We start from the raw sequence: 21456 nt of genomic DNA on the forward strand, positions 1-21456 counted from the left end.
AAGGACATAAACTATGGACAGTCAGCAGCTTAGAAAACTCATCAGCCAGCCCGAAGGTTTGAAATTAGATTTCAAACGGGAACTGCACAAACTAAAAGACCCCAATAAAGATGATGCCAAGAAGCAATGCGATGAGTTCATCAGAGATATTCTATCACTCACTAATGGCAATGTTAACACCGCTGAGCAAAAAGGCTATCTAATTATAGGGGTTGGGGATGAGTTAAGGCCTGATGGTACGAGAGACTTATTTGATGTTAGCAACCTGCTAATCCCCAAACAAATTCTGCAAAGGGTTAACCCTGCCTGTGAGCCTCCTATTCCAGATGTTCACTGTGAAACAGTTGAGATAGATGGCAAAAATATTTTCGTGGTTTCTATCCCGCCGAGTCCCCATTTACACCGGACGATCAGAGATTTAACAACACGGAGTACAACTTATCCTGCTGACACTGTTTTCATCAGGCGAAATGAGGAAATATTTCCGGCAACTCCAGAAGAGTGCGATGTTATTCTGAGGGAAAAGGAGCGAGTCTTTGCCAAACCGAGGCGTGAGAAATACGATAATCTTACTCGCAGCAGTGTGGTGGAGTTTGTAGGGCGAGAACAGGATATTGAAAAGCTGGATGAGTTGTTTCAGCAACAGAATAATCTTCCTGCTGTCGCGATTATTGGCATGGGCGGGGTTGGCAAAACAGCACTTGCCGATCGCTATGGGCAGCGACATTTAGAGGGGTTAGGTGACGGTGCCGGCGGTGTTTGTTGGATTGATGTCAGAAATGGAGATGTAGGGCTTCAAATTGTTAGTTTTGCGCGGAGTCTCTTAAACCTGAAGCCGCCAGAGGATTTTGATTTACCAAATCAGTTGAGGTACTGCTGGCAAAATTGGCCATCGGGAGATGTGCTGATTGCGTTCGATGATGTCACAGACTACAAGCAGGAGGTAAAGCCTTATTTGCCACCAAAATCATCTGGGTTTAAGGTGCTGATTACATCGCGGGAACAGTTGGGGCGAGGTTTGGCGTATTTGCCATTGGATGAACTGAAAGCAGAGGCGGCACTGAGACTGTTGGAAGTGCTGATTGAAGATGGCGATCGCTTTCAACAGGAATTAGATGTTGCCGAACAAATATGTGAGTGGCTTGGCTATTTGCCCTTGGGGTTGGAATTAGTGGGGTGTTATCTTTATAATCGCCGGGATTTGTCGTTGGAGGCAATGCTGTCTTTACTGGAGGAAAAGCGACTCAGACACATAGCTGTCCAAAAACCTGACCCGACAATGACTGCCCAATTGGGGGTAGCTGCTGCCTTTGAGTTGAGTTGGGAGCGATTATATGAAAACGCCCAAAAATTGGGCTGTATGCTGAGTTTATTTGCCTTAGCTGACATTCCTTGGTGGCTAGTGAAAGGAGCATACCATTATCTGCTCACCTCAGAAGATGAGGAAATTGATTTAGAACTTTTGGAAGAAGCTAGAGCTGATTTATTGAATTGCCATCTGCTAAAGTATACGAGTGATACAGCCTGTCGTTTGCATCCCCTAATTCGAGAATTTTTGAGGGGGAAGCGAGAAGAGTCAATAGAAGTGAATGAACTTAAAGAAGCATTTGTAAACGCCACATGGGCAGTAGCGGATCAAATCCCTGATTCACCCACTTATCAGCAGATTCAAATAGCTGCCCCTGCTATTCCCCATGTGGCAGAGATAGCCAAAGACAAAGAGTTAAGGGATTTACTGAATGACAAGTATTTAACAGTGCCTTTTGTAGGCTTGGGTCGATTTTATACAGGTCAAGGATTATACGATCAAGCATTACCTTGGTTTGAGCAATGTCTATCCGTAACTCGATCGCATTTTGGGTCAGAGCATTCCCAAGTGGCAACAAGCCTCAGCAATTTGGCTTGCGTCTACAAAGCTCTAGGTCGCTATAGGGAAGTTGAACCCCTATTAGTAGAAGCTTTGGAACTAGACAAACGCTTACTCGGAGAACAAAATGTTTGCGTATCAATCAGTTTAATCAATCTCGCTAGCCTGTACAACCTTCAAGGTCGTTATGATGAAGCTGAAACTATGTATTTGCAAGCCTTATATCTAAGCAAATACTGGCGTGAAGAAGACACTAATCTTCTCATAACCTGCTTGAACCATCTGGTAGCACTATATTTTGAACAAGATGAATATGAAAAAGCTGAATCTCTGTTAATGCGATCTATAGAGGAGAGCAAAGATTTTAGCAATGTTAACCACTTGCCTAATTTACTAAGCTATATAGCACGTATTTGCAAGCATCAGCAACGCTACGCTGAAGCTGAAAATTTTTATAAGCAAGCCTTGGAAATAACAAAGCAATTACTGGCAGAAAACCATCCTGATGTCGCAACACACCTGAATAATCTAGCACTGTTATACCTTGAAAAATATCATCCCAGTGAAGCAGAACCCTTATTAATCCAAGTTTTGGAAATGAGGAAAAAAATATTGGGAGAAGACCATCCCGATCTGGCAATAACTCAGCATCATTTAGCACATTTATATGATACTCAATGTCGCTATAATGAAGCAGAGCCTCTGCATTTACAAGCTTTAAAAACAAGAATTTACTGGCTAGGAGAAGAACATCCTGATGTTGCTATTAGTCTAAATGATCTAGCTTATTTATATTACTGTCAAGGTCACTACAGCCAAGCGGAGCCTTTGTTTGTAAAAGCATTACAAATTAGAGAAAGCTGCTTGGCAAAAGACCATATTCAGGTACAAATTAGCCTCAAAAATTTGGCTTGTTTTTATTTAGATCGGGATCGCTATAGTGAAGCGGAACCGCTAATGCTACGACTTTTTAAAATTCTTCAGCGAAAGTTAGGCTCTAAACATCCTGAAACTATTGATTGTCAGGAAAGCCTTGAAATGCTTCGCCAACGCCTCAACTACGCAGAGATAGACTTGGCAAATTTTCAACATAAAGGTAAGAAAGGAAAATCTCCTAAAAAGCGAAATAAATTCTGGGAACTGTAAAATTTATACAATACTGTTTGGGGCGGTGCGTGAGTGCAAATAGTCTCATCATCTAGATTCAAATATTTATTGCTCTCACGCACCCTACAGCTACAAACCTTAGATTACATCCTCTCCAATACCTTAATCCCCAACAACTCCAAACCCAACTTCAAAGTCCTCGCCGTCAAATCGCACAAAATCAACCGCGAAGTCCGCAACGGTTCCTCAGCTTTCAAAACCGGACATTGCTCAAAAAATTGATTGAACTTTTGGCTCAATTCAAACAAATACTGACAAATTCGATTCGGCAACAAATCGCCGCCAACCGCATTTATCACTTCATTCAACTGCAATAAATGTTTGGCTAAAACCAACTCTGCATCAGACTGCAAGATTACTTTCGCACCAGCATCTAAATTATCAAAATCAATCTCACCTTTGCGGCGAATTCCTTGCACGCGCACGTAAGCATACAGCATATAAGGAGCGGTATTTCCTTGCAATGCGAGCATTTTGTCGTAACTGAAAATATAGTTGCTGGCGCGATTTTGACTTAAATCGGCATACTTAACGGCACTCAAACCAACTGTTCGAGATACGTTAGCAATAAATTCCTCAGTTTCTTGTCTTTCTTCGACTTTTAATCTCTCTTCTAAATCTTGGCGCGTGCGGACGATCGCCTCATCTAACAAATCCTGCAACCGCACTGTTTCCCCAGAACGAGTTTTGAGTTTTTTGCCGTCTTCTCCCAATACCAAACCGAAGGGAATGTGGACAATTTCGACATCTTCAGGAATCCAACCGGCTTTTCTGGCTACTGCAAATACTTGGGCAAAATGGTTTGCTTGTCCTGAATCTGTGACATAAATTAACCGCTTTGCATTGTCTTTTTGGATGCGGTAGCGCACTGCTGCTAAATCTGTTGTGGCGTAATTGTAGCCGCCGTCGGTTTTCTGCACGATTAGCGGCAGTGGTTCGCCTTCTTTGTTGGTGAAACCGTCTACAAAAACGCATTTCGCGCCGTCACTTTCTACTAGCAAACCTAAGTTGGTTAAATCTTCGACTACAGCGGGCAATAGAGGATTGTAAAACGATTCGCCGCGTTCGGTTAATTTGATATCGAGCAAGTCGTAGATTACTTGGAATTCGCGGCGAGATTGATCGCACAGCAATTTCCAAGCGCGGCGGGTGTCTTCGGCGCCTGCTTGCAGTTTTACTACTTCTTGGCGGGCGGTTTCTTTGAAGGTTTCGTCTGTGTCAAAGCGCTGTTTTGCTTGGCGGTAAAATGCGACTAAATCTCCTAAGTCTAGGGCGTCAGCGGTTGTGAGGGCTTCGGGGTGAACTTCGCGCAAGTATGCGATCAGCATTCCGAATTGCGTGCCCCAGTCGCCGATGTGGTTGATTCTGAGTACGTCGTGGCCTTGAAATTCGAGGGTGCGGGCGATCGCATCTCCGATGATTGTCGATCGCAAATGTCCGACGTGCATTTCTTTGGCTATATTCGGACTCGAAAAGTCGATCGCGATTGTCTGAGGCGTTTTCGCCGGTTCAATCCCCAAACGCGAGTCGGCGGCGATCTCACTAATTTGCGCTTCCAAATAAGCCGGTTTCAGCTTCAAATTGATAAAACCAGGCCCGGCGATTTCTGGGGTTTCGCAGATGTCAGTAATATCTAGGTTTTCGATGATTGTCGAGGCGATCGCCCGTGGGGGCTTTCCTAACTTTTTCCCCAAACTCATCGCCGCGTTGCATTGAAAGTCCCCAAAGTTGGGATTGCTGGCGGCGGCTAGCATCGGATCTGCACCTGCATAACTTTCGCCGAATGCAGCGGTGAATGCTTTTTCAAATTTTGCTTTTAACTGTTGAGCGATCGAGTTCATCTTGAATATTTTGATTGGATGTTTATTGTGAACCAACCTGACGGTCAACTGAGTACAGTTAGACCGCAGGCTTCTTTTTCCTTTTTTGCAAAGGCTTTTTTGAGTGACGGAGTTCCCCCGCCACTTTCGTAACTCAGACCAATCTTTCTAATAAGTTTAGCTGAGTTTTCATCTCGATCCAAAGATTCTCCACACTGACAGGAATGCCACCGCTCCGATAATTCTTTCGGAACTTTATTTAGGCAGTTCCAGCAATGTTGAGAAGTTCCCTTCGGATCAACAAACAAAACGCTTTTACCCAATTTCCAGGCGACATATTTTAGGACGCTAGCGAATTGCCCATGAGCAGCATCAAGCATGGATTTATTCAAGCCACTCTTAGCTGATTGACCGTTGGGCAAATAAACCAAATTACCATCCTCAATATCGGTCTTGGGCTTGGCGCGTCTAGTCAGATTTTTGACACTCAAGTCTTCAACAGCTAAAACTTCACATTTCCCGAACAGATCATGTGCCGTTTTAAACTGAAAATCCAATCTAGCTCTGGCTACGAACTGATGAAGTCTAGAAATCCTGTCCTTGATAACTTTCCAAGGCTTAGAACCCTTAACTCGGTTAGCTAGCTTCGCTTGAAGTCTTGCCAGCTTCTGGGCAGACTTCCTCAAAAATCTAGGATTCTCAACTCTTTCGCCATTAGAAAGATAAACGTAATTAGTTATTCCTAAATCTATACCAAAAGTTTTTTCATCAGTCGGTTGAATTTCTGCAACCGTTACAGGAACCGTCTTATCTTCTAGCGTCAGGGAAATATACCACCCATCCGCTTCTCTAATAACTATACCCGTCTTAACCTTGAACCCTGTTGGTATGGGGCGGTGGAAAACCATAGGTACTTGACCTATCTTTGCGAGGTTAATACAAATCCTATTTTGCTCGTCCTTGACAATATTTAAATTGTCCAACTGAGGATAAGTGAAAGATTTGTAGTAGTGAAACCCTTTGAACTTGGGTTTGCCCCTACGATTGCCATTTTTATCCGGCGTGGTGAAATTTGAAAAGGAAGTTTCCACCCTGTTGACGACATCTTGTAAAACCTGTGAATCCAACACTTTATAGTCAGGAAATAGTTTTTTAGTGTTTTTCATGTCGGCAAGCTGTATGGTTAGCCACTGCACATAACCGCCTTCAATGTTCGAGAAAATGTCACCCTTTTTAGTCAAAGGATTACCTAATTCATCCTTTTTTCTACCATCCCTAGTCTGCACTCTCGCCAAAGGAATGTTTTGATAAATCTCCTCAATAGGGACTATCGAAACAATCAAGGAACAGGCGTTGACGGGCGTTCTCGTGGATTCCCACCATCTGAATCTTTCGCCAAGTCGGTAGTTGTACTGCCGACGACAGAGTTCTAGATGAGCCACAATTGTTGCTAATTGGGTTTTTGTGGGTTTGAGGCGGTATTTGTATGTTACTTGCATTGGAAACTTCTTTTTTTCGACCTACTTTAATGTACCATTTTTTCGATTTAATAGTTATAAAGTACATCAAAGTTAAAGGTACTCGCAATGTCTAATTGTCGGTTTCCGTACCTACACCCGACGAGCCTTTCATCACGCGGGCGTAATTCATTCGGGGTACTTCGCGTAGCGCTCAGATGCGTCCCCTCTGAATATACAGAGGGACTTCCCGGCTGGTAGTTAAACTCTAGATTAAGCACTTTGTGGCAATAATACTCTTACTACTTAGGTAATTTCCCTCTGGTTCTCTCCCTCTGGGCCTATCCCCCTCTCCTCACCTAGTAGGAAATTTTGTACTTAGCTTTGAGCTGCTGATGCAATCAAAATCACTGGCCGTGATAGCACACAGTACATTTTATCACAGTTGCGATCGCTACACAAATTAAAAATTATCACATCAAGTCCATGATCTCGATCGCTAGATCATTTTGTTAAATCGCTTACATTAAGGTATGTTAAAATTTTTTCAATGCTCCCAAAAATCCTACGAAAGGAAGTAGTTATGTTATCTCAACCAATTTTTGGCGATCGCTCTCTGACAATCGCCTTTTATCAAGCAGTAATCGCTCGCTTCTACGACGGTTTCAGTCTCTCCGCCCAAGCACTATTACGAGAGTGTACGCTTGGCTTCGCCCCTTGTCCCGATGGAGTCAAAACCTTTTTCATCATCGCGCCGAGTCTCGATGCAGCAGAGCAACTAATGGAAAAAATGGACAGTATTTTGGAGCGAGTTGCCGAACTCATGGCTGGAGTCGGACAAGTTGCCCTGTGCATAGTTCCCCCCGGCAGCGAAGCAGAGCAACCGATAGATCTGCAAGACTTAGAAAAAGTTCCCCCAGATTGTCTGGCTTGCAAATTCTTTACAATTATATGGGCCGATGCTGCGGCCGATCGGTAAAATTGACAGTTAGCAACCAGCAACTCAAGACGGTTCGGCCCAAGCTGTGCTCGTGGTGGCGCGGGGTAGATTGTCTGTTAGTTAAAATCCCTGGAATTATCGGGCAAAGCGTGCAGGTAATTTAGAGCGTTTGCAAGGTTGCACTCGCAATCTTTGGCAAGTGTTAAACCAGACAAAATATATATCAAAGGCCCGCTTGTCAGTCGCTCAGATTTTTACCTGCCGGCTCAAACAGCCGTGCATCTACTTTTTACATTCCCAATAAAGGAAATCAAAAAGCCGCATCAACTCTCCTGGGTGTCTCGCTTCAAAAGACAGCAGCAGGAATTAGGCGGTATCGCTGGAAAAGAGATTTTTGCGAAATATCTGCTGAGGTTCAGAATAAGCAGAAATCTTCTCAAAAATAGATAAGAGTTCCGCAGGTTTACCTCAGAAACCCGGTTTCTACCCCCGCGCTTCATATTCGCGGTTCGCGAGGAAATTGACAGAAAATAGACTGTTTGTGGGAGAGTCAATCGATTTGAGATTTGAGATTTGAGATTTGAGATTTACCCCACGGATAAATGCGGGGGCTTGAGGATTTTAGATTTTAGATTTTGGATTGATTCTACGGATAAATCACGTGGCGGGTACCACCTTTGAAATTCCTGGTCACCAGCTAGAAACAGAGCAAAGCTTTACTCAAAAAAAGAGCAGTTTCCCAGCCACACCCCTGGCAGTGCAGAGCGATCGCACCACAGGCTCATAGAATTTGTTAAAAATTTCAGTTGAAAATTTAAATTATTAAATTTTATGCCTAACATTGGCGATAAAATCTAAGATTGAAATTCTCAAATCGGAAATCAAGGCATCATGGTAAAACTGACACCCAATCCCAGCTTTAGTTTAACAATTCGGGTTGCTCTGCCGAACCAGCCGGGAATGCTGGCAAGAGTCACCAGCGCGATCGCATCTGTCGGCGGCAACTTCGGCCAAATCGACTTGATCGAGCAAACCCGCGCCACTACCGTTCGCGATATCACCGTCGATGCTTACAGCCTCGAACATAACGAAGAAATAGTCCAAGCAGTTAAAGGACTGCCAGATATTAAAGTGCTCGAAGTGTACGATCGCACTTTCAACTTGCACCGCGGCGGAAAAATCAGCGTAGTGAGCAAAATTTCCCTCAAACGCCAGTCGGATTTGGCAATGGCATACACTCCAGGAGTGGGCCGCATCTGCACGGCGATCGCCAATGACCCGCAACAAGTTTATAACCTCACAATCAAACAAAATACTGTTGCCATTGTTACCGACGGTAGCGCAGTTTTGGGACTGGGAAACCTCGGCCCTGCCGCCGCACTGCCAGTCATGGAAGGCAAAGCCATGCTATTTAAAGAATTTGCAGGGATTGACGCCTTTCCTATCTGTTTGAATACCCAAGATACTGAGGAAATTATTCGCACAGTGCAGAATATCGCCCCGGTTTTTGGCGGCGTTAACCTCGAAGATATTTCTTCTCCCCGCTGCTTTGAAATCGAAGCAAGATTGCGGGAAACCTTAGATATTCCGATTTTTCACGACGACCAGCACGGCACTGCGATTGTTAGTTTGGCAGCATTAATTAATGCCTTGAAAATCGTCAAAAAGACCATCGCAGAAGTGTGTATCGTGATTAACGGAGCCGGTGCGGCCGGAGTCGCGATCGCCCGCTTGCTGCGTAAAGCAGGTGCCCAAAACATCATCATGTGCGACTCCAAAGGCGTTCTCTCCGAAGACCGCACGGATATGAACCCAGAAAAACTAGAATTTGCTGTGCCTTCGAGCGGTACTTTGGAAGATGCGATCGCCGGTGCCGATGTATTTTTAGGCGTCAGCGCCCCCGGCGTAGTCACCCGATCGATGGTGCGTTCGATGGCCGAGAATCCCATTGTTTTTGCAATGGCAAATCCCATTCCCGAAATTCAGCCAGAATTAATTATGGAAGATGCGGCGATCATAGCAACCGGACGCAGCGATTACCCGAATCAAATTAACAATGTTTTGGCATTTCCGGGGATATTTCGAGGCGCTTTGGACTGCAAAGCTGCCACAATTACGCCCACTATGTACTTGGAAGCAGCTTATGCGATCGCCTCTTTAGTCAGTCCTTCCCAGCTTGACAAAGAGCACATTATACCGTCGGTTTTTGACGAAAGAGTTGCCATTGCTGTCGCCGGTGCAGTGCAGTTGGCCGCCCGATCCGAAGGTATTGCCCGCGATTAATTGAAGGAAGTTCGGCAACGGATTCTGTAACGGATGTAACGGATGTAACGGATGTAACGGATGTCAGTCCGATGGAAGTCGGAAGGAGGAAGAAGGAAGAAGGTTGGAGGGAAGATATTATGTATAAATAAATGGTATTTGTACCATTTTTGTACTTCTTATCTTGTGATTTTTCTGGTTCCTTCTCATTCCCTCTTTCCTCCTCCCCGGTGATTATTACTCATTTTTGTTTCCCCATCCTGTCTTTTTCCTCAACATCCATCCGTTAAATCCCGATCGCGCGATCGTTGCCGAACTTCCCTCGAACCTTGAACCTCCAACCTCTTCCTTCTTCCATCCAAGCTCAGCATCTATCAGTTACATTTGTTAAATCCCGTAGAGGGATCGTTGCCGAACTTCATTCTTCCCTCTTTTTTAATTAAGGATAAAACTCACAAAAATAAACAAGATAATAAAGATATAATTAAATAAACCAAGTCCAGCTAGGTCAGATGCAAAGCCAGTTAGGAAAAGCCAAGCGCAATCGCTCCCGTTGCCAATTGTTAGAACTGTGCCCGATAGGGCTGGCATTGTGCCGGACGGACGGGACTTTTCTCGACGTAAATCCAGCTTTTGCAAGTATTATCGGCCGCACAGTTGCAGAAACTCTCCACCTCAACTACTGGGAAATTCAGCAAACACAGTGCGCGCGCCCAGAAAAATATCTAGAATGTCAAGCAAAAAATAGCCACACGCACCTGTGCGAAGCAGCATACAAACATAAAAATAACCATCTCGTACCCGTGCGAGTTTCCGAGCGGGCAATTGAAACAGAGGGACAGTGCGCGATTTGGCTAAGTGTTGAAGAAATCTTTAATAATCGGGATCAAAATAGCGCTCCCCTGGAATCAGCGCCCCCGCAGAGCAATTCACATCTGGAAAAATTGCTGACAAAGCAGACTGCGGAACTGGAAAAAACTCAGAAACTACTCGAAGAAAAAATCGCCGAACTGGAACAGGCTCAAGAAAAATTGCGTCTCCAAAGTCAAATTATCGACCAATTTCACGAAGCGGTGATTTCTACAGATATGGACGGCTCGATTACCATTTGGAATCAAGCCTGCCAAAAGTTATACGGCTATGAAGCAACTGAGGCTATCGGACAGCACGTTTCTTTAATTTACCCGCCAGAACAGCACGAATTTTTGTTAGAGCAAGTCATCAAACCGCTACAAGAAAAAGGCGATCATGAAATTGAAGTTATCACACGCCGTAAATCTGGAGAAAAATTTTCCTCGCACCTGATGCTCTCGCTATTGAAAGACCAAACGGGAGAAGTTGTGGGGATGATTGGCTCTTTAACAGATCTCAGCATTTGCAAAGCTTTAGAACAAGAATTAGCACAGAGACAATCACTATTTGATGCCTTTTTGAAGGAAGCGCCGGCGGGACTTTGTATTTTGGACTCGCAATTGCGCTACGTGCAAATTAATCAATTTCTAGCAGAAATTAATTGCCTGAGTCCAGCAGAACACATCGGCAAGACTGTACGCGAAATATTGCCAAATATCGCTCCAATTGTAGAGCCTTTGTACGAAGAAATTTTGAGGACGCAACAACCCTTAATTAATATCGAGATGAGTGGTGACAATCCCAGAAAGCCTGGGTTTGTCCGGCACCTGACAGGCTCTTATTTTCCCCTGCTAGACAAAGATGGGGAGGCTCTCGGCATCGGTGCAGTCGTAGTTGACATTAGCGATCGCAAACAAGCAGAAGCTGCGCTGCAAAAAAGCGAACAGCTTTACCGCACTATGGCAAGCAACTTTCCTAACGGTGCGGTGATGTTGTTCGATCGAGAAATGCGCTACACGCTGGTAGAAGGTACAGAATTAGCCGCAGTGGGGCTTTCCAAAGAGTTGATGGAAGGCCAGACAATTTGGGAAGTATTCGAGCCAGATTTTTGCGCTGCTGTCGAGCCAAATTATCGGGCGGCACTGGCAGGAGAAACAGTTGTTACAGAATTTATTTACAGCGATCGCATCTACCTCGGTTATACTTTGCCAGTCAGAAACGAACGGCAAGAAATTATCGGCGGTTTGCTAATGACTCAAAACATTACGGCTCGCCAATTAGCAGAAGAAGCGCTTAGGGAAAGCGAGGACAAATACAGGTGCATTGTCGAGACAGCAGACGAAGGAATTTGGATGATAGATACGGATGGTAAAACTACTTTTGTCAACCAAAAAATGGCCGATATGCTCGGCTGCACTCCAGAGGAAATGATCGGGGAGTCGCTATTTGCTTTCATGGATGCAGAAGGCATGGCGATCGCACAAATCAGTCTCAAACGCCGCCGTGAAGGAATTCGCGAACAGCTCGATTTTAAGTTCCGTAGCCGAGACGGCAGGGACTTGTGGGCGATGGTTTCTACTAATTCCTTGGCAGACAAACAGGGACGCTATGTGGGCGCTTTGGCAATGGTTGCCGACATTACCGATCGCAAGCAAACAGAAGCCGCATTGCAGCAGTCGGAAGCCAAATTTCGATCGCTCTACGAATTAACCAGTTTGCCTGTTTTTATGTTATGTGACAATGCCATCACCGATGCCAACACAGCCACCCTAAAACTATTCGGCTGCACCGCCCCGCAAGAGTTGTACGGTCAAAACCCTGGCAAACTCTCGCCTCCTTTGCAACCCAACGGCAGAGATTCTTTGAGCTTGGCCCACGACATGATAGCCATCGCCTTTGAGCGGGGAAAGCACCGTTTTGATTGGGTTCATCAGCGTTTAGACGGTACTGATTTTCCCGCAGAAGTGGTGCTGACAGTCATCGAGGTGGGAAATGAAAAAATTATCCAAGGAGTGATCCAAGATTTAACCGATCGCAAACTTGCAGAAGAAACTTTAGTGCGATCGGAACAAGCGCTCAGACAACAAGCTCAGCGAGAACAACTACTCAATCAAATTGCCAACCAAATCCGCAATTCTTTAGATTTAGACACAATTTTAGAAACCGCAGTTCAAGAAATTCGCAATTTGATGCACCTAGATTGGTGCCTCTTCATTTGGTATCGCCCCAACAGCAATCCTCCGGTTTGGGAAATAGTTTGCGAAGCGAAGAATGCTGCTTTGCCGAGTTTACTCGGTACTTATTCTGTAGACGACCAATGTAGTGTCCCCAGGCGGCAGATTTTGCGGCGAGAAATTCTGCGAATTGATGATGTCAGCACTTGTGAAGATGCAGAAGCGCGCGAAAATTTCCAGGCATTAAAAATTAACTCAGTGCTGTCGCTGCCAGTTCATACTGCGGCAGGCGATATTGGGGTGATTACCTGCTATCAGGCTATCTCCGTGCGAAATTGGAGCGAATCCGAAGTCGAACTGATGCAAGCGGTGGTCGCTCAAATTGCGATCGCGATCGACCACGCCGAACTGTACACCCAAACCCGCCAAGCGGCCCGACTAGCTCAAGCTCAAACTCAACAGCTAGAAGAAACTTTGCGCGAACTCCAACGTACCCAAACTCAATTAATTCAAAGTGAAAAAATGTCGAGTTTGGGACAGTTAGTAGCAGGTGTCGCCCACGAAATTAACAACCCGGTTAATTTTATCTATGGCAATCTCACCTACACCAGCGAATACACTCAAAACTTGCTAAAAATGCTGCGGCTTTACCAGAAGGAATACCCGCAGCCTAGCGCAAGAATTGTAGATGCAAGGGAAGACTTGGAAATTGATTATCTTATTGAAGATTTACCTAAAATTTTAGCATCAATGAAAGTCGGAGCCGATCGCATCCGCGACATAGTTTTGAGCCTGCGGACTTTCTCAAGACTTGACGAAGCCGAAAAGAAACAAGTTGACATTCACGAAGGCATCGAAAGCACGCTGCTGATTTTGCAAAATCGCCTGAAACATAAAGCCGATCACCCGACAATTAATGTAATTAAAGAATACGGGAATTTGCCTTTAGTTGAATGTTATCCCGGTCAGTTAAATCAAGTATTTATGAATTTGTTGAGCAATGCGCTAGACGCCTTGGAAATGGAGATAAAGGAACCCAATCCCACCGCCAAAAATCTCGCAATTACGATTCGCACCCAAGTAACCGACAATAACAGCGTTGCCATCTGGATAGCTGACAGCGGCCCTGGGATGAGCGAAGATGTGCAAAAGCGCTTGTTTGACCCGTTTTTCACTACTAAACCCATTGGTAAAGGAACTGGCTTAGGATTGGCGATTTCCCACTCTATTATAGTAGAAAAACACGGTGGCAAGCTTTCTTGCAATTCTGTATTGGGAGAAGGTTCCGAATTTGCGATCGAGATTCCTCTGCAGCAAAAAATAAATTAAAACCCATTGTATCGGTATCATATCAAATCCTATCGCTCGACCGGATTTGATATGATTCAAATCCGATCCTTTACCGTCAGATGCACACCACCAGCGGGTGCCATTGTCAAACCCCGGCGTACTGGCAAAACCGGACGATTTTCTGCAAGTTCTAAAGAGTATCGTGACAGCACTTTCGCCAATACTAACTTCATTTCAAACATGGCAAATCCCGCCCCAATACAGCGGCGGTTCCCTCCCCCAAACGGCAAATATTCGTAAGGCGAAAATTGCCTTTCTAGAAAACGTTCCGGTTTAAAACGTTTTGGTTCCGGGTAAATATCCGGTCGGTGGTGAACCAAATAAATGCAGGTAGAAAGTATCATTCCTTTGGGAATATTATAACCCATTAACTGCATCGGAGCTTGCAGAAGGCGCGGGAATGCAAAAAATAGGATCGGATAAATCCGCAGCGTTTCGCAACAGACAGCATTCAAATACGGGAGTTTACTTATTTCCGTCGGCTCGCAATTTTCGACATCAATAGAATTGAGTTCTTGCAGCAGTTTTTCACGGACTTCTGGGATGTAGTGAATCCAATACAAAGCCCAGGCTAAAGCTGTGGCTGTAGTTTCGTGTCCTGCGAATAAGATTGTCATTAATTCATCCCGCAATTCAACGTCGCTCATCGGCTGTCCTGCTTCGTCACGAGCGGAAATTAACAAGCTCAGGATGTCTTCGCCCAATGGTTCAGACTGAGTTTTGCGCTCGCGAATTTCTTGATAAAGCAGTTCATCTAAACGCTGTCTTTGTCGCAGAAATCCTCCCCAAGGACTCCAAGCACCTAAATCTTTTTGCAACGACTTGATAAACAAAAAGGTAGCGCTTAATGGATTGCTAAACAGGCTGAACATATTAATCATTAGTTGCTGAATTTGCTGGTAGCGTTCTCCTTCGCTCAGCCCAAAAATCGTGTGCAAAATTACTTCCAAGGAAATTTCCTGCATAGTTGATTGCGCGATTACCGAGTTACCAGGAGTCCAATTATTAATTACTTTTTCGGTTGTATCGCGGATGATTTGTCCGTAAGCTTTCATCCGTTCACCATGAAAAGGTGGCATTAAAAGTTTGCGCTGCAGCAAATGTCGATCGCCATCTAACAACAATAACGAATTCGAGCCTACTAAAGGTAGCGTTATCTGGTTTCCCGTACTGGATTCAAAGAGTTTGGAATCGGATGTAAAAATTTCTTGAATAGCTTGAGGATTGCTAACAATTACTTGGGGCGGAAAGTTGCTGAATTCGCTGGTAAAAAGGTCGCCGTAGCGCTGAGAATTACTATCTAAATAATACAGAGGATTTAAAATTCCCCGCACTGTCTGAACAAATCTAGCGTCTTTAGGGCCGTCTAGCAATTTGTCGGTAGCATGATTTTGAGAGTGAGAGTTTTCTGTGGTGATAGTCATGTGTTTTCCTCCTAGATTAATTTACTCAGTTTCAATCAACTGTTGATTGAAACTGAGTAAATTAATCATTGTTTTCACAAACCTTATTGTACTTTTTTTATACCTAGAGATTTTACGTAAACCCGATCGCACCTTTGCGTCTCCACACCAGTTGTCGGTAGATATCCGCTATTTTCGTACATTTTCACAGCTTCTTTGAGAATGCTAGCAGTTTCTATCCAAATTTCCTCAAAGCCGCGAGCGATAATTTTACTTTCCAATTCTTGCAGTAAAAATTTCCCCAAACCCTGTCCCCTTGCTGCTGGCAAAATATACATTTTGCGAATTTCCACAGCATTATTTCCGCGCTCAATCGGATAGTAAGCGGCCGTACCCACTATTTTATCCTGCCGTTCAACTACCCAAAATTCGCCGCCTTGATTATGATAATGAAGTTCTACATCATAGACATCTCGATCTGCCCCGTGAGGTTCGCATTTTAAACCGTACTCTGCTAAAACATCCCTAATTAAATAGAACGCCTCAGCGCGATCGCGCGTTTCCCAGGAACGAATAAAAAAATCCAGATGTTGGGTTTTCATTGGTTGTTGCAACGTATATTTATTTTTTGACTTTAGCAACTGTAAAATTACTAATTTTTTGTATTTTACAGTCTTTAAATGCACCTAGATTTTAACTGTGAATTCTCGGTTCGGGATGAAGACTGGCGAGCAAATCGCTCTCTACTAATGATAATTCCTCCAACCTGTCAATCACAAGAGTGCGATCGAAATAAGTTGTTGCCAAAATCCAATATACACCGTAATGGCGCGCCTCCGAAGCCATCAAACTGCGGTAAAATTTAGCTAATTCCACATCGGGACAGCGATCGCCCAGCAGCCCCAACCGTTCGTGACTGCGCGCTTCTATCAAACCAGAAACCAACAAAGAATCCAAAAGTCTCTCCGGTTCCTGCTTGCGAATTTGGGCGGACAAACCGGCACCGTAGGGAGGTGCAGCCAAAGGGCCTAAAGCAATGCTGCGCTGTTCTAACCGCTGGTTGACTTGCTCGAAATGCTCTAATTCTTCGCGGGCGATCGCCGTTAGCATCCTCACCAATTTTTCCCGGGCTGGGTAGCGAAACATTAAATTTAACGCTACTCCCGCCGCTTTCCGCTCGCAGTGAGAATGGTCTAATAAGATTGTATCCAAATGGGCGATCGCCTGTTGCACCCAAGCTTCCGAAGTCGGCTCTTTTAAAAACTTAATAGTTGGCAGTGTTGAAGTCATTAGTCAGTAGTCATTAGTCAGTAGTCAGTAGTCATTAGTCAGTAGTCATTAGTCAGCAGTCACTAGCCAGCATTTATCCTATCTTACATAATTTTTCCAAGACCGCATACATATCACCAGCAAACTTTTTCGGATTCCACAGCGGCGACAAATTGGCTGGATCTTTAGATTTCACCAACTGTGCTTTAATTGCATTTCTCAATTCACGCTCTTTACCCAATTTTACACCAACTTCCACATATTCCGACCAAGACAAAGCCACGCCAGTTTCAATTCCCAAAGTCTGCAAAAACGAATAACCCATTCTCGACAAAAACTGCTCTCCTGTGCGAGTCACCACCGGCAAATTAAACCACAAAGCCTCTAAAGTTTGAGTTCCTCCGTTGTAAGGATAAGAATCTAACAAAACATCGGCCAGCAAATAGATAATTCTGTGTTCTTCCTCAGTAGCAAACCTCGGCAAAAACTTAATTCGGTGCTTGCTCACTTTCTCAGCTTCGCAAGCTTGGTGATAGCCAGCCTCAAACACCGCAGCATCGCCTAAAGCTTTGTGAATTAAGATACTGTTCGGCACTTGTTTGAGAATCGCAATTTGTGCTTTTACCAACTCGCTATTGAATTTTCTGCCGGGAGCGACGCACAGGTAAACTATCTGATCCAAACCGATCCGATGCGACCTTCTCAATGCAACAGTATCGACTCCATATCTCTGAAAACCGGACACCGCTACAAAGGAATCAGGCATCCTAATTAGCTGCTCGTCATAATATTTTTCCCGCCCGGCTGGGTGCGAGTGCCAGTCTGTAAGAAAGTAATTTTCTGGCGATATGTAAGGCGCGTCAAATCCCAGCCAAGAAATACAAACTGGTGCGGGTTTTTGGTAGAGAATATCAGCGTGAACAGGTACGCTGAGAGAATCTAAATCAACTAAAACGTCCAATTCATCTTGCTGAATTTGGTCGATAATTTCGGCAGAATTGGCAATTCCGTTGGGGTAGGTTGTGGGAAAAGTCAGTTTGCCCCAAGTTTCAAATTGCTGAGTGCGATCGTCAGGACTAATTCTTTCGGAAGCGTACAAATACACATTGGGTGTGATGTCGGACAATTCGCGAATGATGTCAGCGCTGCACCAACCTACAGAATGGCGGCTAAAGTGATTGGACAAAAAGCCAATTTTTAACTTGCTGGATGGAACCGTTGGTTTGAAACTGTAATTTGCGGGTTGAGAAAAATTAGGTTTAATACATTGGTCGATATACTTTTTGGCAATTAATCTGTAAAGTTTTGAGTTGGTCGCCAAGTCATCTCGCAAATACGGTGTGCTGAATAACAAGTTTGCATAAAGCGATTTAATTTCCACCGGGCTAGCGGTTTCTAAGTTTTGCTCTAAGTATGACTCTAGCTCTAAAAATCGATCGCCCGCAATTTGATTTAATCCCGACACTTGATAGGTGCTGATGAAGTAAATCGCGGTCATAATTGGATCGGTTTCGGCACACATTTGGCTGTAGTGGTGCACGGCTTGCCGCGCGGCAGCTAAATTGCTAGTATCTCTGAGGATGCCGCACAAATGTTGGTGGGCGGAAATAAAATCGGGTTTAATTTCTAGAGCTTTTTGAAGGTTGGGTATGGCGTCTTTAAATTGACCCTGGTGGCGCAAAACTCGCCCAATTTGACAGTATGCTTCGGCTAAATCGGGTTTAAATGCGATCGCCTGCTGCCATGCAGCCACCGCCTCATCTAACTTCCCTTGCCGCGCTAATTTATCTCCTAAATTTAAGTGAAAATCTACCTCAGCAAGCTGGGGATTGAGTTCGAGAGCTTTTTGCTCGTATGCTACCGCTGCATCCTGCTGCCCCTGCTGCTTCAGTGCCCCTGCCAAATTCCAGTAAGCAGCAGCCAAATTTGGTTTAAGTTCGATCGCCTTTTCGTAATTGACAATCGCCTCCACCAAATGCCCTTGTTTGTAGAGCATACTGCCCAAATTAGCATAAGCCTCAGCAAAATCGGGATTCAGAGCGATCGCCTCGGAATAAAACCGCATCGCTTCATCAATTTGGCCGCTTGCTTGCTGCACATTGCCCATTGTCACGTAAGCCGCCGCCCAATCCGGTTGCAATTCCAGAGCTCGGCGACAAGCAGCGACGGCTGCTGCTAAGTTGCCTTGAGAGTAATAGGTTTCTGCAACGACTGTCAGGGATGCAGCATCTTCAAATTGGGGTGTTTCGGATTGGTTGCGAAAATCGGAATTCATTTGGCGGCCTATCTGTGCTATCAAGTTAAAGGTTGAATCTATATTATTTTGAAGAGTAGCAGTTTTAGCGGAATTACGGGCGATCGTCACAGAGAATTTATGAGCGACAAGCAAGCGACACAGCGCCAACATAACATCAAGTGGAAACCAAACCTCCTGCTGGGGATACTCTTGTTAACCTTAGCAATCCCCTTACCCTTTGCCCAAAAGACTCTCGCACAGCAGCAGCAGACAGCCAGCTTTCGGCAGAAATTATTTCAAACGGCTCTTTATTTCACCCTCTATTTTGAGGGCGGATTCAGCAATCACCCAGCCGATAAGGGCGGCAGAACTTATCGGGGTGTCTTGCAAACGGAATACAACGCCTACCGCTACAGTCGTGGGCTTCCGCCCCTCGACGTGACGCAGATGTCGGAAGCAGAGCTCCTAGAAATTTATAAATATTACTGGGATTCGAGCCTTTCGGGCACGATGCAGCCGGCTTTGGCGATCGTCATGTTTGACACCGCCGTTAATTTCGGTATTAATAACTCTATTACCTTTCTCCAGCAAGCATTAGGATTGCCGCAAACGGGAGTTTTTGACTCGCGCACCAAGGAAGCGCTGAAAGGGGCAAATAATAGAAATACCGCGCTGCAAATGATTAACGAACGAATTATTTACCGCTACAAAAGGGTGCAAGAAGATCCGACTCAGATGGCTTTTTTCCGGGGTTGGCTCAGTCGCGATTACAGTTTGTGGGGGTATGTGAATAAGATTAAGAATTAACACTTAACAGTTAACGGCTAACCGTTAACTGTTAATAATCAGGCGCGCATCTAATTTTTACTATCTTGTTTCTTTAAACTATTGTCTGGTGGGCAGGAGCGCCCGCCCGATAATTCCCATCTCAATGCACAACAGCTTATCATGTCGGCTTAAATCACCCTTATATAGCAATCCTTGCAGGAGTCGTAAATTTTTTACTCCACCCCAACCCTCCCCGAACCGGCGGGGAGAAAGTAAGAAACTCACAAATGAATGATTTAAGATTGCTATAAGCTGTTGTGCATCTAATTTGACAGTCAATTTGTCTACAATTATTGTGGAACGGGCATCCTGCCCGTTTCTGGATGCAATTTAAATGCGTAGCAGCTTATCTCTAAGATCCTCTATGAGAAAAATTCGTCAATTCTACTTAACACATCAACCATTTGTCAAGTAAATGAATTTCATATAATTCATTTACTTGATTCATAAAAGTCATATTTATCAAGATATATTTCACCACTCAAAAAACCTAGTAAATTTCAACCCAACCGTCTATAACAGAAATATAAAAACCCAATGTGTTGCTGCTGCACAACTAACTTAAGCCATAAAACTATGACAGTAGAAGAAGCAATAATTTTTTTGGACAATCTGGTATACGAACAAACGGAAAAACACCTGAGTCGGTTGCAACAGTCGATAATTCGAGGCGTTGTAGGGGGTTTGACGTACAAAGAAATTCAGGAAAACGATCCGATCGCCCGCGGGTACACAGTATGCTACCTGGGGCGCTATGTCGGCTACAACTTGTGGAAAGACCTCACCAAGGTACTGAAGCAAGCAGAAATTATTGGACAAGAAGAAAAAGTCGTCGGAGCAAATCTTTGGGACTGCATCATGAGATCTGTACAAAAAGGCACACAACCAGCTAATTCTGTCGATCCGATGTTGCAAAAGCTGCTGCGGATGCGTTACCGAATTAGAGAACATTTGGTGAACACCGAGTACAGCGATACCTATCTGGCTGAAGATGAAAATTTGCCCGATCGACCTTTGTGCCTCGTCAAGCGCCTGAAAAGCCAGTCTGAGAGAACCAGCCACCTATTCGATCGAGAAACGCGGGTTTTATATCGATTGGGCCAACACGATCGGATACCAGAATTGTTAGCTCGTTTTGAAGAAGATGGATATTTTTATTTAGTCTATCAATTCATCGAAGGGCAACCGCTGTATCAAGAACTAATCGAAGGTCAACCTTGGGAAGAACATCAGGTTATTGCTTTGTTGAAAGATATCTTGGAAGTGCTTGTCTTTGTTCACAAACAAGATGTAATTCACCGCGACCTACACCCTCAAAACTTAATCAGGCGGACATCAGATGGCAAGATTGTATTAATTGACTTTGGGGCAGTTAAAGAAATCAACACTTCACAAAACAGCATCGGTCAAACGAAATCGCGCGGCGGTACTCAGCAAGATTACATTCCCCCCGAACAAGCCATCGGTTCCCCGAAACAGTGCAGCGACATTTATGCTGTCGGCATCATCGGGATTCAAGCCTTGACAGGAATGCGCCCGAAACAACTCAGAGTTGATAATTTAGGGAATCTCATCTGGCAGAAAAATGCAACTGTCACCCCGGAGTTGGCTCGCGTTTTAGACCAGATGGTGCTGTACGCTTTCCCCCAGCGTTACCCCTCAGCAACCGAAGCTTTGCAAGCACTTCAAAATTTGGGAGTTAGTTGACTGTTGTCAGTTGTCAGTTGTCAGTTGACAGTTACCAAATCCGACTTTAATATCCCCTCTTTAGTCCCTCTCTGCTGGGACTTTGTTTTTGTAGTAGCGGTTTCAACCGCCGAGTCTTATTGTT

At 44.6% G+C, this 21456-nt stretch carries 14 protein-coding genes; 8 read left to right on the forward strand and 6 right to left on the reverse strand.

Annotated elements, in window-relative coordinates; genetic code table 11:
* The first annotated feature begins 13 nt into the window (after positions 1–13).
* Complete coding sequence (locus tag QUB11_RS07560; protein ID WP_333103331.1) at positions 14–3013, forward strand: tetratricopeptide repeat protein; 3000 nt, start codon at positions 14–16, stop codon at positions 3011–3013.
* A gap of 104 nt (positions 3014–3117) precedes the next feature.
* Here QUB11_RS07560 and argS read toward each other — a convergent pair whose 3' ends face one another.
* The gene (gene argS / locus QUB11_RS07565; RefSeq protein ID WP_333103332.1) at positions 3118–4875 is read right to left on the reverse strand and encodes an arginine--tRNA ligase; all 1758 of its coding nucleotides are present in this window, start codon (positions 4873–4875) and stop codon (positions 3118–3120) included.
* 44 nt (positions 4876–4919) lie between these two features.
* The gene (locus QUB11_RS07570; RefSeq protein ID WP_333103333.1) at positions 4920–6353 is read right to left on the reverse strand and encodes a transposase; all 1434 of its coding nucleotides are present in this window, start codon (positions 6351–6353) and stop codon (positions 4920–4922) included.
* A 541-nt stretch (positions 6354–6894) separates the two neighbouring features.
* On the opposite strand from QUB11_RS07570, the gene QUB11_RS07575 reads away from it, so the two are divergent.
* From QUB11_RS07575 to QUB11_RS07595, 5 genes are all read left to right on the forward strand, one after another.
* Positions 6895–7290 (forward strand): hypothetical protein, encoded by a 396-nt coding sequence (locus QUB11_RS07575; RefSeq protein WP_333103334.1) that lies wholly within the window; start codon positions 6895–6897, stop codon positions 7288–7290.
* A gap of 153 nt (positions 7291–7443) precedes the next feature.
* Positions 7444–7701: a hypothetical protein gene (locus QUB11_RS07580; RefSeq protein ID WP_333235368.1), complete on the forward strand. Its 258-nt coding sequence runs from the start codon at positions 7444–7446 to the stop codon at positions 7699–7701.
* Between the two features lie 211 nt (positions 7702–7912).
* Entirely contained in the window at positions 7913–8038 is a 126-nt protein-coding gene (locus QUB11_RS07585) for a hypothetical protein (protein WP_333103335.1), read from the forward strand.
* A 104-nt stretch (positions 8039–8142) separates the two neighbouring features.
* On the forward strand, positions 8143–9534 hold the full coding sequence (locus QUB11_RS07590) for a malic enzyme-like NAD(P)-binding protein (RefSeq protein WP_333390187.1): 1392 nt from the start codon (positions 8143–8145) through the stop codon (positions 9532–9534).
* A 491-nt stretch (positions 9535–10025) separates the two neighbouring features.
* Complete coding sequence (locus QUB11_RS07595) at positions 10026–13868, forward strand: PAS domain S-box protein (RefSeq protein WP_333390188.1); 3843 nt, start codon at positions 10026–10028, stop codon at positions 13866–13868.
* Positions 13869–13924: 56 nt separating this feature from the next.
* Here QUB11_RS07595 and QUB11_RS07600 read toward each other — a convergent pair whose 3' ends face one another.
* From QUB11_RS07600 to QUB11_RS07615, 4 genes are all read right to left on the reverse strand, one after another.
* A complete protein-coding gene (locus tag QUB11_RS07600) occupies positions 13925–15313 on the reverse strand; it encodes a cytochrome P450 (RefSeq protein WP_333390190.1) in 1389 nt (462 codons plus the stop codon).
* 83 nt (positions 15314–15396) lie between these two features.
* Positions 15397–15894, reverse strand: a complete 498-nt coding sequence (locus tag QUB11_RS07605; protein ID WP_333198404.1) for a GNAT family N-acetyltransferase — start codon at positions 15892–15894, stop codon at positions 15397–15399.
* A gap of 91 nt (positions 15895–15985) precedes the next feature.
* Complete coding sequence (locus tag QUB11_RS07610; protein ID WP_333390192.1) at positions 15986–16582, reverse strand: tRNA isopentenyl-2-thiomethyl-A-37 hydroxylase MiaE; 597 nt, start codon at positions 16580–16582, stop codon at positions 15986–15988.
* A 73-nt stretch (positions 16583–16655) separates the two neighbouring features.
* Positions 16656–18836, reverse strand: a complete 2181-nt coding sequence (locus QUB11_RS07615; RefSeq protein WP_333198408.1) for a tetratricopeptide repeat protein — start codon at positions 18834–18836, stop codon at positions 16656–16658.
* Between the two features lie 99 nt (positions 18837–18935).
* Here QUB11_RS07615 and QUB11_RS07620 point away from each other — a divergent pair, with 99 nt between their 5' ends.
* Both QUB11_RS07620 and QUB11_RS07625 read left to right on the forward strand, forming a co-directional pair.
* The gene (locus QUB11_RS07620) at positions 18936–19604 is read left to right on the forward strand and encodes a glycosyl hydrolase 108 family protein (RefSeq protein WP_333198659.1); all 669 of its coding nucleotides are present in this window, start codon (positions 18936–18938) and stop codon (positions 19602–19604) included.
* 597 nt (positions 19605–20201) lie between these two features.
* The gene (locus tag QUB11_RS07625; RefSeq protein ID WP_333198410.1) at positions 20202–21332 is read left to right on the forward strand and encodes a serine/threonine-protein kinase; all 1131 of its coding nucleotides are present in this window, start codon (positions 20202–20204) and stop codon (positions 21330–21332) included.
* Positions 21333–21456: the final 124 nt, after the last annotated feature.

The sequence above is a fragment of the Microcoleus sp. B6-A1 genome (genome assembly GCF_036705085.1).
Taxonomy (GTDB): domain Bacteria; phylum Cyanobacteriota; class Cyanobacteriia; order Cyanobacteriales; family Microcoleaceae; genus Microcoleus.

What these genes read in the sequence shown, in the direction of transcription:
- QUB11_RS07560 (WP_333103331.1), top strand. Translation starts at nt 14, where the DNA reads ATGGACAGTCAGCAGCTTAGAAAACTCATCAGCCAGCCCGAAGGTTTG.
- QUB11_RS07605 (WP_333198404.1), bottom strand. Translation starts at nt 15,894, where the DNA reads ATGAAAACCCAACATCTGGATTTTTTTATTCGTTCCTGGGAAACGCGC.
- QUB11_RS07610 (WP_333390192.1), bottom strand. Translation starts at nt 16,582, where the DNA reads ATGACTTCAACACTGCCAACTATTAAGTTTTTAAAAGAGCCGACTTCG.
- QUB11_RS07595 (WP_333390188.1), top strand. Translation starts at nt 10,026, where the DNA reads ATGCAAAGCCAGTTAGGAAAAGCCAAGCGCAATCGCTCCCGTTGCCAA.
- QUB11_RS07620 (WP_333198659.1), top strand. Translation starts at nt 18,936, where the DNA reads ATGAGCGACAAGCAAGCGACACAGCGCCAACATAACATCAAGTGGAAA.
- QUB11_RS07590 (WP_333390187.1), top strand. Translation starts at nt 8,143, where the DNA reads ATGGTAAAACTGACACCCAATCCCAGCTTTAGTTTAACAATTCGGGTT.
- QUB11_RS07575 (WP_333103334.1), top strand. Translation starts at nt 6,895, where the DNA reads ATGTTATCTCAACCAATTTTTGGCGATCGCTCTCTGACAATCGCCTTT.
- QUB11_RS07600 (WP_333390190.1), bottom strand. Translation starts at nt 15,313, where the DNA reads ATGACTATCACCACAGAAAACTCTCACTCTCAAAATCATGCTACCGAC.
- QUB11_RS07570 (WP_333103333.1), bottom strand. Translation starts at nt 6,353, where the DNA reads ATGCAAGTAACATACAAATACCGCCTCAAACCCACAAAAACCCAATTA.
- QUB11_RS07615 (WP_333198408.1), bottom strand. Translation starts at nt 18,836, where the DNA reads ATGAATTCCGATTTTCGCAACCAATCCGAAACACCCCAATTTGAAGAT.
- argS (WP_333103332.1), bottom strand. Translation starts at nt 4,875, where the DNA reads ATGAACTCGATCGCTCAACAGTTAAAAGCAAAATTTGAAAAAGCATTC.
- QUB11_RS07625 (WP_333198410.1), top strand. Translation starts at nt 20,202, where the DNA reads ATGACAGTAGAAGAAGCAATAATTTTTTTGGACAATCTGGTATACGAA.